The organism is Lunatibacter salilacus, assembly GCF_009797935.1.
GTDB lineage: Bacteria > Bacteroidota > Bacteroidia > Cytophagales > Cyclobacteriaceae > Lunatibacter > Lunatibacter salilacus.
Window position 1 is genome coordinate 146,318 of sequence record NZ_VOLC01000016.1, and the last position, 15,809, is coordinate 162,126.

13 protein-coding genes are annotated in these 15,809 nt (G+C 43.1%); 5 read left to right on the forward strand and 8 right to left on the reverse strand.

What is annotated here, in order from left to right; genetic code table 11:
* Positions 1-565 precede the first annotated feature (565 nt).
* From FQ608_RS20085 to FQ608_RS20100, 4 genes are all read right to left on the reverse strand, one after another.
* Positions 566-1,795 (reverse strand): hypothetical protein, encoded by a 1,230-nt coding sequence (locus FQ608_RS20085; RefSeq protein WP_158860280.1) that lies wholly within the window; start codon positions 1,793-1,795, stop codon positions 566-568.
* A gap of 1 nt (position 1,796) precedes the next feature.
* Entirely contained in the window at positions 1,797-3,266 is a 1,470-nt protein-coding gene (locus FQ608_RS20090; RefSeq protein ID WP_158860281.1) for a RagB/SusD family nutrient uptake outer membrane protein, read from the reverse strand.
* Between the two features lie 9 nt (positions 3,267-3,275).
* Positions 3,276-6,677, reverse strand: coding sequence for a SusC/RagA family TonB-linked outer membrane protein (locus tag FQ608_RS20095; RefSeq protein WP_158860282.1), 3,402 nt, complete (start codon positions 6,675-6,677; stop codon positions 3,276-3,278).
* A 765-nt stretch (positions 6,678-7,442) separates the two neighbouring features.
* The gene (locus FQ608_RS20100) at positions 7,443-7,844 is read right to left on the reverse strand and encodes a helix-turn-helix domain-containing protein (protein WP_158860283.1); all 402 of its coding nucleotides are present in this window, start codon (positions 7,842-7,844) and stop codon (positions 7,443-7,445) included.
* Positions 7,845-8,085: 241 nt separating this feature from the next.
* Between FQ608_RS20100 and FQ608_RS20105 the strand changes: the two genes are divergently transcribed.
* The 3 genes from FQ608_RS20105 to FQ608_RS27575 all read left to right on the forward strand — a co-directional run bounded on the left by FQ608_RS20105 (position 8,086) and on the right by FQ608_RS27575 (position 8,908).
* Positions 8,086-8,367: a helix-turn-helix domain-containing protein gene (locus FQ608_RS20105; protein WP_158860284.1), complete on the forward strand. Its 282-nt coding sequence runs from the start codon at positions 8,086-8,088 to the stop codon at positions 8,365-8,367.
* Positions 8,368-8,474: 107 nt separating this feature from the next.
* Positions 8,475-8,735 carry a hypothetical protein gene (locus FQ608_RS27570; RefSeq protein WP_234364289.1) on the forward strand — a complete coding sequence of 87 codons (261 nt, stop codon included), beginning with the start codon at positions 8,475-8,477 and terminating at the stop codon, positions 8,733-8,735.
* A 17-nt stretch (positions 8,736-8,752) separates the two neighbouring features.
* The gene (locus FQ608_RS27575) at positions 8,753-8,908 is read left to right on the forward strand and encodes a helix-turn-helix transcriptional regulator (protein WP_234364292.1); all 156 of its coding nucleotides are present in this window, start codon (positions 8,753-8,755) and stop codon (positions 8,906-8,908) included.
* 58 nt (positions 8,909-8,966) lie between these two features.
* Here the strand turns inward: FQ608_RS27575 and FQ608_RS28135 are convergent, their stop codons facing one another.
* The 3 genes from FQ608_RS28135 to dinB all read right to left on the reverse strand — a co-directional run bounded on the left by FQ608_RS28135 (position 8,967) and on the right by dinB (position 14,122).
* A complete protein-coding gene (locus tag FQ608_RS28135; protein ID WP_158860297.1) occupies positions 8,967-9,641 on the reverse strand; it encodes a nuclease-related domain-containing protein in 675 nt (224 codons plus the stop codon).
* A gap of 391 nt (positions 9,642-10,032) precedes the next feature.
* Entirely contained in the window at positions 10,033-12,972 is a 2,940-nt protein-coding gene (locus tag FQ608_RS20120; RefSeq protein ID WP_158860285.1) for a DNA polymerase III subunit alpha, read from the reverse strand.
* Between the two features lies 1 nt (position 12,973).
* A complete protein-coding gene (dinB, locus tag FQ608_RS20125) occupies positions 12,974-14,122 on the reverse strand; it encodes a DNA polymerase IV (protein ID WP_158860286.1) in 1,149 nt (382 codons plus the stop codon).
* A 226-nt stretch (positions 14,123-14,348) separates the two neighbouring features.
* Here dinB and FQ608_RS20130 point away from each other — a divergent pair, with 226 nt between their 5' ends.
* Both FQ608_RS20130 and FQ608_RS28140 read left to right on the forward strand, forming a co-directional pair.
* Entirely contained in the window at positions 14,349-14,513 is a 165-nt protein-coding gene (locus FQ608_RS20130) for a hypothetical protein (RefSeq protein ID WP_158860287.1), read from the forward strand.
* Between the two features lie 73 nt (positions 14,514-14,586).
* Entirely contained in the window at positions 14,587-14,766 is a 180-nt protein-coding gene (locus FQ608_RS28140; protein ID WP_158860298.1) for a winged helix-turn-helix domain-containing protein, read from the forward strand.
* Positions 14,767-15,298: 532 nt separating this feature from the next.
* On the opposite strand, the gene FQ608_RS20140 is transcribed toward FQ608_RS28140, so the two are convergent.
* A partial coding sequence (locus FQ608_RS20140) for a hypothetical protein (RefSeq protein ID WP_234364290.1) occupies positions 15,299-15,809 on the reverse strand: 511 nt, incomplete at its 5' end.

A 15,809-nucleotide genomic window follows, 5' to 3' on the forward strand; every position in this document is an offset into this window, starting at 1 on the left:
AAATGGAATCGCATGCACGATTTCATATTTGAAAATAAGGAGGATTTGGTTCCTTTTCTTCAAACAAATAGGGTATTCAATCCTGGCTTAAAAGCCCGACATAGAGAACCGCTTAGTTGCCTTTTTGGACTTTTATTTAGACGATAAGACCAAATGCGAACTGGGGCTGGACTATAAAACGGATGATTACCTGGTTCCAGAACGGTTCAGAAGTCGGCTTTGGCATAAGTTTGGTGTTTATTGGTCTCTAAGAAATTCTGATCTTAGAAAGTTGAAGACCAATTGAAATTATGGTTGTTGAAGAAATCCAATGACTGGAAGCCCACGTTTAATTTCGCCTAATTGTTTTTGTCTTTTAAATTCAACTCCGTTGTTTTACGTAAACTATACATGGTCTTCCGCATGCTCTTTCGGATGAGCGGGTCCAAAAGCTACCTTGGTAAAGAAGCAAAATGAAAAGGTATTTAATTAAGTATAAAAATTCTAATATAAAAACCTAGGCACTGCCGATTATGAACGACATGATCTTTTCTTCGATCGAAAAAAAGCACTAGCCCCAAAAGTTTTACCGGTCCTCTAACTTCATTGTCAAATTCAATTCATAAACTCTTCCATCCTTATCGGAGCATAGGAGAATCCAAGGGACGCCCATCTTGAAGGGTCTTTTCGGTCCCGTGACATCATTGACCCGATTGACACCAACCCAACCAGTAGTATCTGGCGAAACTATGGATGTTACTTTTGTTAGAATATCGGTGGAAGTTGTATCTATTAATCCGAAAACGATCTCCCCCAGGTATGGGTTTTTGCTGTCATAGACACTATGGGCACTCACCACTTTGGAAGGATCTTCCGATGTGACAATAATTGGGCGGCTAGGTAATTTCGACGGATTCATATTAGCGTAAGGATAGTTAGTCCAATTCCCTCCCGGGGATCGAACTCGCAATACAAATTGCGACTTTCCTTCGAGATCCACACCATTTTTGGACACCAGCCAAAGCGTCCCATCCGCAGACAAGGCAGAATTAAGATGATCATCCGCTGTCCTATTTCCTTCTTCAATGGTGACTATTTCACTCCAGTCCTCAATTGAATCCCCATCAAGGTGAATTCTCATCCTAACTGATTGCCTATTTTGATCTGACCAAACGACCCCTATTCCCTCCGGCATGACTGCTATTAAACTTATGTCATCGTCATTTATGCCGTCTGCCAATACAATTGGACTACTCCATATGTGGCAGTTTTGATCAGCGTTCCAAACACATACTTTATCCCCGAAATCCGCTGCCACCCACCAATTCCCTGCTTTATCTTGTGCGATGGTGGCGGTTTCGATTTCCCCTTCTCCAACGGGTGGATGCAATCTGGCCAATATTTCTGCATCCCATGTTTTCCGAAAAAAAATTCTTCTTTCGATTAATCTAAATACCACCAATTCCTTCGGATCAACGGAAACAGCTGTTATGGCATCCTCATTAGCCCATACGTCCGCCCTACCGGGTATTGTGGCCAACGATTTTCTGACATTTTTCTTCTCTTCCCATCCTTTTCTACCTCTCTTCCATAAAGATGGTCCAGTTGAGGTGGGTAAAATTGTCCACCACGCCCCTTCCATATACCATAATTTTGATTGAGGTTTATCCGCCGTGGGGTAGGGAACATCCACTTGAAATACAGCCTGTGTTGAAGACGGTACCACCGCATTAAAATTTAATGATTGACCTTCTAATTTTCCGGTAAGAAAAAGACACACCACCAACAGTCTATATGTCCACGGAGTAACGTTCATATTAGTATCCTGGGTTTTGAGATATATTTTCTGGATTGATCTGAACCTGGCTCAGCGGAATGGGCAATAATAACTGATGAGGTTGTACTCCCGCAGACACTTTAGGATTTATAACGTCAACGGCACGGTTCGTTCTTACCAGATCAAACCATCTGTGCCCTTCAAATGCCAGTTCAACCCGCCTCTCCTGCTCGATAGCAAGACGGAATTCTTCCTGGGAATTGACCGCATAAAAGGGGTCGGAATGATTAAATGTCTTTTCGGGTAAGCCTGCTCGTCTCCGAATCCTATTTAATAAATCAAAGGATGGGCCATTCGGATCAAAGGATATTTCATTTAAAGCTTCGGCATACATCAATAAAACATCCGCATACCTCAAAATTGGCCAGTTGTTTCCAGACCCGCCACCCTGGATTGGCATATCATAAAATTTGATATTATACCGACCCTCCAAACCTGAAACGATACTTCCATCGGTATTGATGTAACTTTCCTTTAAGGACGCTCCTTTCCTCAAATCATTTTGTTCAAAGGCTTCTATTAAGTCCTCTGTGGGAATATTGTAGCCCCCACCAGTAGTTCTGAATGGCAGGTGTGGATAAAGATATGGCGTATACCTTTCGGTAAAGGGAGCTCCGGTGGATGCGGTAACATTCTTTTCAAATTGGACATCAAATATGGATTCCATATTGTTTTTGTTTTCCGCTCTCCATAAATCAGAGAAGTTATCCAAGATATCGTATTGATCGGAGCCTATCACTTTTCCCAATACTATTTTGGCTTTTTCGTACTCATGGATGGTTAGATATACCTTGCCTAACAGGGAACCGGCGGCTCCTTTGGTGGCCCGGCCATGCAGGTTTCCTATTTGAAGTGGCAATGCTTCTTCAGCAGCTATCAGGTCTTCAATGATCTGGTTATATACTTCATTTGATGCAGTTCTGCTAAATTCGTAGGCATCCTCCACCGTTAATATGCGGCTAGTTGTCAACGGAACATCTCCAAAGACTCTCACCAAATTAAAATAGAACAGCGCTCTTAAAAACTTTGCCTCAGCCACAATAGTACTCCTTACCTGATCATTTGCGTTACTGTCATCGATCCTGTCCAATATAGTATTGACACGTCTGATACCCATGTAATGGTGATTCCATACATTTGCAACTATAGGGCTTGTTTCCTGATCCATAAATTCAGAAAGTTCATAGAAGGGAAATCTCACGCTTGCCGTTGTACCCATTTCAGTATTGTCCGACCTCAGGTCTCCGATCAATTGAATATTGTCGCTGTAAGTCCCGCTCATTTTCAACGTGGAATATGCCCCATAAATCGCATTTAGGAAATCCTGTTCTGTATTGTAGAAGTTCTGTTCGTTGGCGTTAGAGATTGGAGCAATATCTATAAAATCCCCGGAACATCGACTGAATGTCAAAAGCGCAAGAATGTATACAACTTTATTTATAGTTTTCATGACAGTTAATTAAAGGGTGATGTTGATTCCTAAAGAATAGCTTTGAGCTATCGGGTAATTAAAATAATCCACTCCTGGAGTTAGCGCATTATGGTAAGAACTAACTTCAGGATTGTAGCCGGAATACTTTGTGATTGTCAATGGATTTTGAGCGGAAAAATAGACTCTTGCTGCGGACATTCCGATAGTATTTATCGTTTGAGGGGGAATTGTGTATCCGAGCGTGATATTCCTTATTCTTAAATAGGATCCGTCCTCCATATAAAAAGTTGATGGGTTTCTCCTGACACCTCTGACATCCAAGCTTGCTTTAAACACCTCACCATTTCCCGGGTCTTCAGGAGATCTCCACCGATCCCTCGCAATTCCCAAATTGTTTGTTCTTCCGGTCATAGACAGGGATTGTCTCATTCCCAAATTCATTACTTCTACTCCGTGCACTCCTTGGAGATGGATCCCTAAATGGAAATTGCCATATGAAAATTCATTGTTGATTCCATAATGAAAATCTGCCTCATGGCTTCCAATGATGGTGCGGTCCAAAGCATTGATTATACCATCGTTATTCACATCCTTGACAATTGGAGATCCCGGATCATCGGTAGGTAAGGAAGGCCTCGCCGAAATTTCTTCCTGTGTATTATAAACACCTTCAAACACATATCCATAGAAACTTCCGATAGGATATCCAATCTGAGTGATATGGGAGGCCTGGTTTGAAGTAGAAATAATCGGGTCTCCCTCTGGCCCTAACTCCAACACCACGTTTCTGTTAAACGAATAGTTTATTTCTGATGACCAGTCAAACTTGCCGGTTATGTTTTTTGTGCTAAGGGTCACCTCCAATCCACGGTTTCTGACTTTCCCTATGTTTTGCAGGGTATTAGTAACGCCCAAAACGCTGGGAACCGGCACATTCAAAAGCAAATCCTTATTAATACTTTGGTAGATATCAACAATCAAATTAACTCTGTCCTCGAAGATACCCAGATCCATACCGAAATCGATTTGCTCTGATTTTTCCCAACCAAGATTCTGGTTGGATAAAGTGGACGGGTTGATTCCCGAAACCAAATTTCCACCAATTACATAATCGCTGTAGGATAAAAGTCCGATAGAACCAAAGTTTGGAATTGAATTGTTGCCGGAAAGTCCCATACTGGTTCTAACTTTTAAAAAATTCACCCACTGGGCAGTAAAAAAACCTTCGTCTGAAATCATCCAACCCAAAGACGCGGACGGAAACATCCCCCATTTCTTATTGGCTCCAAACCGGGATGATCCATCTGTTCTCATAACAACACTGGCAAAATATTTTTTTGCAAATGAATAATTTATTCTCGCAAGATAGGACATAAGGGACCATTCTGATTTTGTGGTACTTGCTCCCGTAATCTGTCCCGCATTAAGAGTTGGCACAAGATTATTGGGAAAATTAGTGGCCCCTATCCCACTCGTTTCTATAGTTGCTTTTTGTGAAGTGAAGCCAGCCAAGGTTGAAAAATCATGATCTGTTCCAATATTAAAATCATAGTGAAGCGTATTCTCCCATAACCAGTTGAAGTCTGAAATGGAATTGTAACTTCCGTTAGCGGGCTGCTCCCCTCTTGTATGACCTGGGTTTGCGGGCAGATCATATACGTAACTGTTTCGAAAGGAATTTTCCCGTATAATATTGTAATCAAAACCAACAATGGATTTGACGTACATTCCTTTCAGCAAATCCAATTCTGCCGACAAGTTGGAGATTATCCTATTTTGATTTTCCCTATCATCATATTCATTTATAAAGCTCATAGGATTTGGAACCGAAGAGCTATGGTATCGAAAACCCTCAAACGAAGGATAACTTCCGTCTTCATTTACCGTCCCATAAAAGCCGGGACTGTTGATAGCGGAGCCAATAATTCCCTGACCGAATTGGCCCACATCTCTGGCTTTTTTATTGTTTACAATTGTTGTACTTAATGATCCACTAATACGTAAACGTTCGATGGGGTTGGCATCTATATTGGTTCTTAATGAGTATCGTTTGAAGTTCGAATTCTTTATTAATCCATCTTGGGAAAAATACCCTCCAGATATGGCATACCTTATTGACTCAGCCCCCCCGGAAATAGATACCTGATTGTCAGAAATCGGTGCTGTCCGAAAAATTGCGTCCTGCCAATCCGTAGTCACCCAATTTTCTTTGTCATATAAATAGGGTGTTATTTGATAGAAAGGTGGCCGTGCGCTGTTCGGGTCATTTCGGTCATTTCCTAAATATTCCCAGGCATTGTTAATTGCATCAACTGCAAATTCTACATATTCATCTGGTGAGAGTAGGTCTAGCTTCTTGGTTATGGATTGATACCCTACGTAGCTATTGATACTGACTACTGCTCCGCCGGTTTCCCCCCGGTTTGTTGTTACAAGAACTACTCCATTTGCACCTCTTGAACCGTAAATGGAGGTAGCGGAGGCATCTTTTAATATACTTACTGACTTTATGTCGCCTGCATTTAAACTACTTAACGCTTCTCTTCCCAACGGAAAACCATCCACAACATAAAGCGGCTCATTCCCTGCAGTTATGGATCCCGCACCTCTTATCCGGATGGAGGGAGCGGATCCGGGCGCACCGGTAGTTTGGGTTATCTGAACTCCGGAAACCTTTCCCACAAGGGCTTCTGTAAATGAGCCAACCTGAAGTTTTTGTATCTGATCACCGCTGATTGTGGCTATAGAGCTGGTTATACTTTCCTTTAGCTGAGTTCCGTATCCTACCACGACTATCTCCTCCATAGAAGAAAGATCTTCCAAAAGTGTGACATCTATTATACTTCGGCTTCCTACAACTATACTCTGTGATACATACCCAACAAAAGAAAACACCAATGTTGACCCCTCCGGTATTGACAAGGTATACTTCCCATCCAGATCGGTGGCAGTACCTATACCGGTTCCCGGCACCATAACTGTAACTCCAGGAATTGGCACACCTTTAAAATCAATTATAGTCCCAGAAACTGAAATAGCCATTTTTTCCAAGCCATTTAAAATTGGATAAGATTTCTTGGCTTGGATTTTCTGACCCCCATATTTGAAATTTTCATTTGGCTGTGAGTCTTTTTCCACGAGTGAATCGGATGGACTTTTGCCGCGCAATTCAAAAGAATTTGAAGGTAATTCATCGATTTCATCACTAGCAAGCACGATATTGGAATTGCGGTCTTTCGCCGATTCATGGAGGACCTTTTCTCCATTCAATTCATTTAGCGAAAGGTTAATCGAGCCTTTTTCAATACTTTTGTCCTGTTCACCTCCGGTCCATGCAGAAACAAAAACAGGAGTAAGGCATTGGAGTATAAGTGAAATCGCAAATAGTTTGCTCATGTAGGTGACATGATTAAGTAGGGTTTTTTTCATCTCTTTTTTTTAAGGGTAGGGATTATTTATATTGAAATGCTAGGAGAGGCACAAAAATGTCACATCTATTTGTATGATGGCAATTCTAGATATTATCTAACTGTTAAGGTTAATTTAACCTAACTTAATATATACTGATTATCGGTTTGATGATGGCAATTTGGAAACCGGTATTTGAGCTTATGACTGTACCATAGTTAGCGTTCTTTTAGCGTTATCGAGAAAGCGAATTATTCCACCAAAAACCCATAAGGTATATCTAGTCAACCAATTAAAATGAAAGAACCGAACAAGAAAAGGGAAGTAAAAAGGTGAGTAAATCAGGGTCAGTAGGCAGAGAAGTCAAGAAAAAACGAGGAGTTTGAAATTAGATTCACCTGCTTCTCTAAAAACCAATATAAGTTCTAGCAGCACTTGATATGTAAGAAGAAAAAAATTAAATTCGCATTAGATTGGACCTACAATCAAAAAAATGGCCATGACTATATAGCCTATAATTTGCTATAGTTTTAGGTGTGAATTGATGGTACGTGGTGTGAAGTGCTGACATCGTCACCGGATAATATCAAAAAGGATATTGTCAGGGCTGTGAAAGAAATAAAGACCCTACAAGTTTTCTCTGCAAAAAGAATCCAACAGCTTAGAAACATCAAGCAGTTTTCCGCCATTCTAAACTGGGGTTGAGAGCCGATGAAATAAATACGTTAATTTCTAATGTGGAATGATTTTTAATCTAACCCAATTCTGGGTAGTGCCAATACCTTGTTAAACTGCCTTTTTCAACGGGTACTCTCTTATCAACCACTCCACCGGTATTTTCAACAACTGGCTGAATTTTCTAATCATAGTCAGGGAAAGGGATTGCTTGTAATTCAACACCTTGCTTATTGTGCCCCTGTCACCATACACTTTTGCCAATGTGGATGCGTTGTAGCCAAAATCCTCCATGCGGATCTTGATCATTTCCACGGGATCCACGTCTGGTAAATCCCAAAGCCTTTTTTCGTATTCAGCAATCAGATGACCCAAAAGCATTTTTTCCCTATGCAATTCGGACCCTTTCTCCGCATACTTAATTTGCTCATACCTGCTGGTGGCGTCCTTATAATCAGCTTCTGTTTCCAGTAGGAACCATTTTTTTTCAGTTTCCTGTATCATCTTATCCATAGGTTTTAAATTACAAATATATTGGCAATTTACCAACATTTATCCGTTCATTTCTTTTTTAATTTTTCACACCTTTTCAAACTCTACCCACGTTATAAACAAACCACCCTAATTTTTTTCACCCCAAAAACCCCCATTCCAGCCAATAACGGGGGTTTCCGAAAAGTTGGTGTACTACCCCAGCTAACTACCCCTGCTCATTTGTGCGCATATTCGGCCATCAATCAAACTAAAAACGAATATGAACGACATGATCTTTTCCCCCATCGACAAGAGGCAACTTATACTTGAGATTGCCGAAGAAGTAGCAGCCAGAATAATCCCTGAGCTGCAGCCCCCGGTTCCGGAAGACGAACTAATACAGATACCCGAAGCCATGAAACTGCTAGGGCGTTCCCGCACCACCATCAACAACTGGCGCAGGGAAGGCTTTTTAAAAGAACAGGTGATCAACACCCGGGTGTATTTCAAAAAGTCAGATATCCTCAATGCCGGCCACCAGAAAAGTGGCAGAAAAAAATAAAAGCGGACCAGGCCCGGTCCGCTTTCTTAAATCTTATCGGGAAGTGGTATCCCTCTTTGAATGAGATGATATACCATTTCTGTATCGATTCACCAAAAAAAACTTCATTGGATGCAGTCTTGTCCTATTTGGCCGTCTGCCCATGGACATTTATGCCTCCTATGGCTTATTTTCAAGTAGATCAATTGACGGAGGTTTTGCTGACTAACGGTGGCTTTATCATAATAACCGTCCTGTTTATCCGAAACCTGATTGGAGAATCAAGAAAAGAATTTGAAACACTCGACCTCCCCGACGCGTCGGGACAGGAATACAAACCAAAACACCGGACGATATCTTTGCTTTCCATTGCATTCAACATAACCTGACAAACAGAGAAATCGAAATATGCGAACTCGTAAGGGATGGTAAGAATTACAAAGAAATTGGTGAGAAGTTGTTTATCTCCCAACGGACAGTCAACAAACACATCCAGAACATCTTTAAAAAGACAAATAGCAAGAATAAAGTTGAACTGCTGAATACGATTTCGGGGAGGTGAGGTTGAAGCAATTAGGGAAAGGAAGGGATAATAGGTATGGAACTGCCGTCATTTATAATTAACCATTTTTTGTAAATTGACATTTGGGAAATTTTTCACATCCTAAAAACTTCCTTCCGGCATAGGGTCCCTGTTTTGCTGTTCTTTCAATAAGGTTAGATCCACATTTCGGACAAATGGTATTTGATGAATGTCTTTTTCTGAGAGACCTTAAATGATCTTTGCTGGAAAGAGAAGATTCTTGTAAATGCTTTTGCACTGCTGAAATTATCTGATTGACCTCATCAATTTCGAGGATCTGGTTTCGAAACTGTTTTATATACCTTCCTAAATTGGATTTAATCACATTATCGGGCATCGAAGTTTTGAAAATGCAATTTCCAGTAAAATAAACAACTGTCTGAATCTTGGATTCCTTCACGTCAAGGAACGCTGATAAAATCTTTCTTTGTCTGTAGGTTTGCCTAAGTGGGTTTTGAAATGAGTAATTCCTACCATAAATGGATTGGGTCCAGCTGGCTTGTTCTTTGGATCCAAAAATCCACCCCTTTTTATTTTTCGTCTCGACAATGAATAATCCGTATATTGAAATAATAAGGTGGTCAATTTGGGTAGTTCCATTCTCCGACGGCAAGATGATATTATGGACTTTATAATACGATTTTTTACGTAGAGATAACCACAAATAAAAAGCGGTTTTTTTCTCACCTATCCAGCCTCGAAATCGATTCATCTCTTTTTACCCTTAGCCTTTAATTTATGAAGCATTGAACACCTCCTAATGCTATAGTTCAAATGAAACTGTTATTGACTTTTCCAATTTACAGTGTAGAAATACAACTAACTACGGAATATGTTATCCCTAACTAACCAAATAAATTTTTCGAGTTTCGGGATAAGATATCGTTACTTTCGGTCTAAAATCGGAACCGCCTAAACCTGAACAATTCAGTTCAGATTGAGCCCAACTGTTATCGGCTGTTTTCCTTTCTTTTCCCCCGGCCTGTTACATCATCCTAAATATGCGAAAATAAATAGTAATCACCCAAAACTACAGTACTCCCTTTCCTTACCTTCTTATCTAACACAAATAAGATAATTTTTTTTACTCATGTCCCAACCACCTACAAACCCGCCTTCTTATCCTTAAACCCAACCTTTTTCATGGAAGTAACTTCCAATGCAAATACCCCAAATTCCTGTACCACCCTACCTTTTAACCTGTAAAAGCCTTTGCCCTGAAAAGGAAAACGCCTAAGCGTATTCGGAAAATGCACGGTGTCCAGCCAGTCTCCACGGGAATCCAGAAATGTTCCAAACGCCATATAATCCCTGTTTACCGTCCGGACATCCTTGGTCGTTACCAACCTGCCTAGAATTTCCACCGTCTTACCAAGCAAACTCATAATTTCGCTTGCGTTCACCGTATTCCTTCCGTCATCGGCGCAGAGACGGAACATGTCGGTCAGGGCAAAGCCCAGCAGGTTGATCTCGTCAATAGCGTGTTCCAGGGGATAATCCGGAAAGTCCGGAAGGGTAAAGTCAACGGTGGGTTCCTTAAAAAGGGCGGGTGATTCCGCAGATACCCCCGTCTGTCTCTTCTGAAGGAAGTTGGCCTGCCAAAGCAGTTTCTTTTTGCCCAACCCCGTAAACCCAAAGGCTCCGACACTGATCAGGATATTCAACATTTCGGGGCCCGCATAGGTGCGGCCTATAAAATCGTGAAGCCCCAGAAACGCACCGGACCTTTCCCGCTCCGTCAGGATCCGCTCACATAGCGTTTTCTCCAACTGCTCAATATGGATCAGCCCGACAAATACCACATCCCCGGAAATGTTCGTCAGGTAATCACTGCGGTTCACGCAGGGCGGATAAACGGCTGCCCCGGCACGCTTAAGCTCATGAAAATAGAACTCTGTGCCGTAAAAGCCCCCGAAATTGTTGATGACCGCCACCATAAACTCCATGGGAAAATAGGTCTTCAGGTACAGACTCTGGTAGCTTTCCACCGCAAAGGATGCTGAATGGGCTTTGGAGAAGGAATACCCCCCAAAGGATTCAATCTGTCTCCATACTTCCGCCGCAACTGTCTCCTTATGCCCAAGTTCCCGGCAGTTTGCGAAGAACTTTTCCCTGATCTCGTTGAACTTGTCATGCCCCCGGTATTTCCCGGACATGGCACGCCGGAGTATGTCGGCCTCCCCCATATCCATCCCCGCAAAATGGTGGGCGACCTTGATCACATCTTCCTGATACACCATCACGCCGTAGGTTTCCTCCAGGAGCTCCTTCATTTTGGGATGCAGGTAGACGATTTTTTCGGGATCGTGAAAGCGTTCGATATACTGCTTCATCATCCCCGACTGGGAGACCCCGGGACGGATGATGGAGCTTGCGGCCACCAGCGTGAGGTAATCGTCACATTTCAGCTTGGACAGGAGCTGCCTCATGGCTGGGCTTTCAATGTAAAAGCATCCGATCGTATCGGCTCTTCTGATCTGGGCGGCCACCCTGGGGTCTGTCATAAATTCATCCACCCGGTGTATATCCACATCAATTCCCCTGTTCCGCTTTACCAGCCGTACCGCTTCCCTGATATGTCCCAACCCACGTTGGCTTAGAATATCCAGCTTGAACAGACCGATTTTTTCCGCAAGAAACATATCTATTTGGGCGGTACAGAATCCCTTGGGGGGCATCTCATTGACGGTGTACTGGTAGATTGGCTTTTCGGAAATCAGCATCCCACCGGGATGGATGCTGTGGTGGTTGGGAAAGTTTTCCAGGAGCTGGCCGTATTTGAGGATGGTTCGCTGGATCTTATCCTCATTCATCGGCTGGTCTTTACCCCGTGCCAGCTTGTCGATCTCCTCTTTGGGCAAACCGAATACCTTTCCCAGTTCCCTGATCACCGCCCTTCGCTGGAAGGTGCTGTACATCCCCAAAAGGGACACATGGTCCCTGCCATAACGTTTGAAGATATAGTCAATGACCTCATCCCGGTCCTTCCATGAAAAGTCTATGTCAAAGTCGGGCGGGGATGTCCGGTGCGGATTTAGAAAACGCTCGAAATACAGGTCCAGTTTGATGGGGTCGACATCGGTAATCTTAAGGCAATAGGCAACGATCGAATTGGCACCGCTTCCCCGCCCTACATGGTAAAAACCCCGGTTCTGCGCATAACGGATCACATCCCACACAATAAGAAAGTAGGCGTTGAAATTGAGTTCGTTGATGATTTTCAGTTCCCGGACCACCCGTTGCCTAGCGGTTGCGTTGCTGCCATACCGGTATTCCAGTCCGTCAAAAGCCAGCTTTTCCAGGAGAATTCGGTCGTCCTCCTTGGAGGCTGAAAAATGTTTTTTGTTTTTGTCGGTATGCAGGGCCATCTGTATGCCGCATTGGTCGATTAGTTGGAGGGTGTTGGTGATGATTACCGGGAAATGGCGGAAAGCGGCTATCAATTCCGCTTCCGGCAAAAACATCTCCCCGGGAGAGGCAAAATCAGTCTCACCCAACTTGGTGATCAGCGTGTTTTTCCCGATTGCCCGCAACAGCCTGTGCACGTTGAAACAGACAGTGTTCTGGAAGGTCACGGGGTGACGGATCAGCCACTTTGCGGGATAGGCTTTAACTTCCCGCTCGGTAAGACGCTTCAACTCGCCTACCGTTACCCCGATAAATTCATTCTCGGCCAGTGCCGCCGGAGTGAATTTTCCAACGGGATACACGATGAAAACATCCGGAAGGCTGTCCGGCCGTTCGGGAAAGGCCAGGTCTTCCCGCAGGTGTATGGAAAGGAACCGGTTGATTTCAAGCAATCCACTGTCGTTCTTTGCCAGCAGCACATAACAGAATCTGTCGCCGTTTCTGATCTCGGCGCCCGCAATGGGCTTGATGTCTTTTTCCCGGCAGAAATCCACAAAATCCCATAGATCCGCCGTACTGTTGATATTGGTAAGCCCCAGTGAGGACAGCCCCATTTCCGCCGCGGTGTCCACAAGTTCCCGGGTGGAGAAGGTACCGTAGCGGTAGCTAAACCAGGTTTTGCAGTTCAGAAACATGTCAAACGTTTTTTAAGGTGATTGCCCTGGCAATGCCGTTGGACCCATAGCGGTTCTTAATCCAGTCGATGGCCTGGTACAGCCTCACCTCTTCCTCGGTGTTGTCAAACAGGTCAATCTGCTGATTTCCGTGAACAAGGTGGCTCAGTTTCACGCCCAGGAGCCGAACAAGCATCCGCCTGTCGTAAAGCTTGGCAAAAAGCTCCTTGGCCCGTCGCAGCAGCAGCTCATCCGAACTGGTGTAGGAGATCATACTCTGCCGGCTGACCGTGTCGAAATTCGAGTAGCGCAGCTTCACGGTAATGCATCCGCAGAGTTTCTGCTTCTGCCGCATCTCAAACGCCACCTTTTCCGTCATGCGTACAAGCTGGGCATGCAGGAACCGCATATCGATGGTGTCGGATTCGAAGGTAGTCTCCGTACCGATACTCTTTTGTTCGGAGTAGGGAATCACCGGGGACTCGTCGATCCCGTTGGCCTTTCTGGACAGGTCGATACCCGATTTGCCCAACAGATTCTGCATCATGCGGACGGGTATCTCCGAAAGCAGCCTAATATTCTCCACCCCCATGCGTTCCAGCAGCACCGAGACTTTTTCGCCCACCCCTGGCATTCTGCGTATGGGAAGCGGGGCCAGATAGGGCTTCTCCGTCCCGAAAGGAACAGTCATCCGGCCGTTCGGCTTGGCATCATGGGTGGCGACTTTGGATACCAGTTTGTTTACGGCAAGGGCGTAGGAAATCGGCAGCCCCGACTCTTTGAAGATGGAGGCTTTTAGCTCGGCCGTAAACCTGTCACAACCGAAAAAACGGTCCATGCCCGTCAGGTCGAGATAAAACTCGTCGATCGAGGCTTTCTCCACCAGTGGCACCTGTTCCTGGATTACTGAAGTTACCAGCCGTGAATAGTAGGTGTATCCGTCATAATCCCCCTTTATAAAATGGGCGTTTGGGCAAAGCCTTCTGGCCAGGCGTATGGGCATGGCCGAGTGCACCCCAAATGTGCGGGCTTCATAGCTGCACGATGACACAACTCCCCTGTCGGAGCTGCCTCCGATGATGACAGGTTTGCCTTTCAGGGCATCGTTTTTCAGCCGCTCCACGGATACAAAGAAGGTATCCAAATCCATATGCACGATATGCCTTTCCATTTTCAAGAATTAGAAGTATGTTTGATACAATTAGTGTCAAAATTATGACACTAATTGTATCAAATAAAAATGGGAAGTCAAAGTTATTTTTGGATGGCAGGGGCAAATAGCTCAGGAATAGGGGAGAAATTGGGAGCGGTGAGTTTACTGTAAAAGTGATGCGTGAGATTTTAGTGGGCAGGGAATAAGGACCTTTTTAAAAACAGACGAATAGTATACGATCGGTATGAGGCTATATGTCGTGTATCAGGTTTCTCTTGGACAACCAAGCCGAAAATTGGAAGATTTGTACCAGACCAGCTTCAAACAAATAACCAACTGGGTTCACCGGTTCGAGCAGGAGGGAATAGAGAAAGGGATGAAAACCGTTTATCTCCACCGAACAGGCTGAGGAATTGTTGCGTCTTTTTCTGGATGTGTCCCCCAACGATCACTGGTACAACATTGAACCATAGACAGGCCCGATTCTAATTGACTGGACCAAAAAAAGCTACGGGATTGAATATAAGAAAGCCCATATTTATAATATAATCGCAGCTTGGGCGAGCTATCAGAAAGCAAAGGGTTTTTATCCCGAGGCGGATGAACAAGCTCAGGATGAATTCAAGGACTGTTTAAAAAAAACCTCTGGAAAGTCCGGATGACGTGGTTTTGTTGTTAGAGGGGAGGTTTCACTGTCAAATACTGCCAGGGTAAGCTATAAATGGGGCGAGGTGGGTACCCAGCCGAACATCATTATTAAAACAGATGGAAAGAAAGAGAATGATCGCAATGGGCAGCTATAACTTCGGAACGCGCCAGATCACTGTTTCCTTTAATGAAAAAGGCAACTACAAAAGTATAAAAAGCACCTCATGAAGGTACTGTTCATATATAGAAATCACTCGAAGATTATAATGGTTCTGGTCAATGTCAGAAACCACCATGCCAATCTTCTGAAAAATGGTTTCTGAACAACTCTATACTGGAACTGGTTTATCAGCCGTCTTACTTCCTAGAACTAAATCCTATTGAAAGGGCTTGGTAGTACATAAGAAAGAAATCACGCTCAGTAAATACGTCCATACCATGGAAGAAAAGTTGGTGGTATTCTGGAAAATGTCTTCCCATTTTCAGAGGCCAAATGAAGAAATTAAATGGGTTTGTTAAAATAATTTAGACTCTATATAGGTAAAACTAAATACGGGAATTAAATGCTTTTGGAATTGAAATTTTATTTTTTTTTAAGAAATTAATATCTTCATTTATTTTAATTAGCACTTGCGGACTATAGTAATTCAAATGAGGGAGGTTTTTATATGGAGCTGTGAATCTATTGGGTTTATCGATTTGGTGAATTAAAATTTTTAGATTCATTGATATTATAAGCAATCTATTCCAGTTTAAATTGTTTTCATGAAATTCAATATTTTCAAGCAGTTTATCAAAATAGGAAAACCAAATCCTTATATCCTCATTTTCATTATAGATTTTGCAAAAGTTGCTAAAACTTAATATAGGAGATTTAATGATAGTCTTATTGGATTCAATGTCAGCCAGCATTAAATCACTAATCGCAGTATGACAGTAATTAGGAACTACAGCATTAACTGAGATGATACTTTCAATTGATGCAATATCAATGAAATAAAAGTTGGAAGACATTGCTTTTAAGGTTTGTAAAAAGGTTATATTAAATTTCTTTACA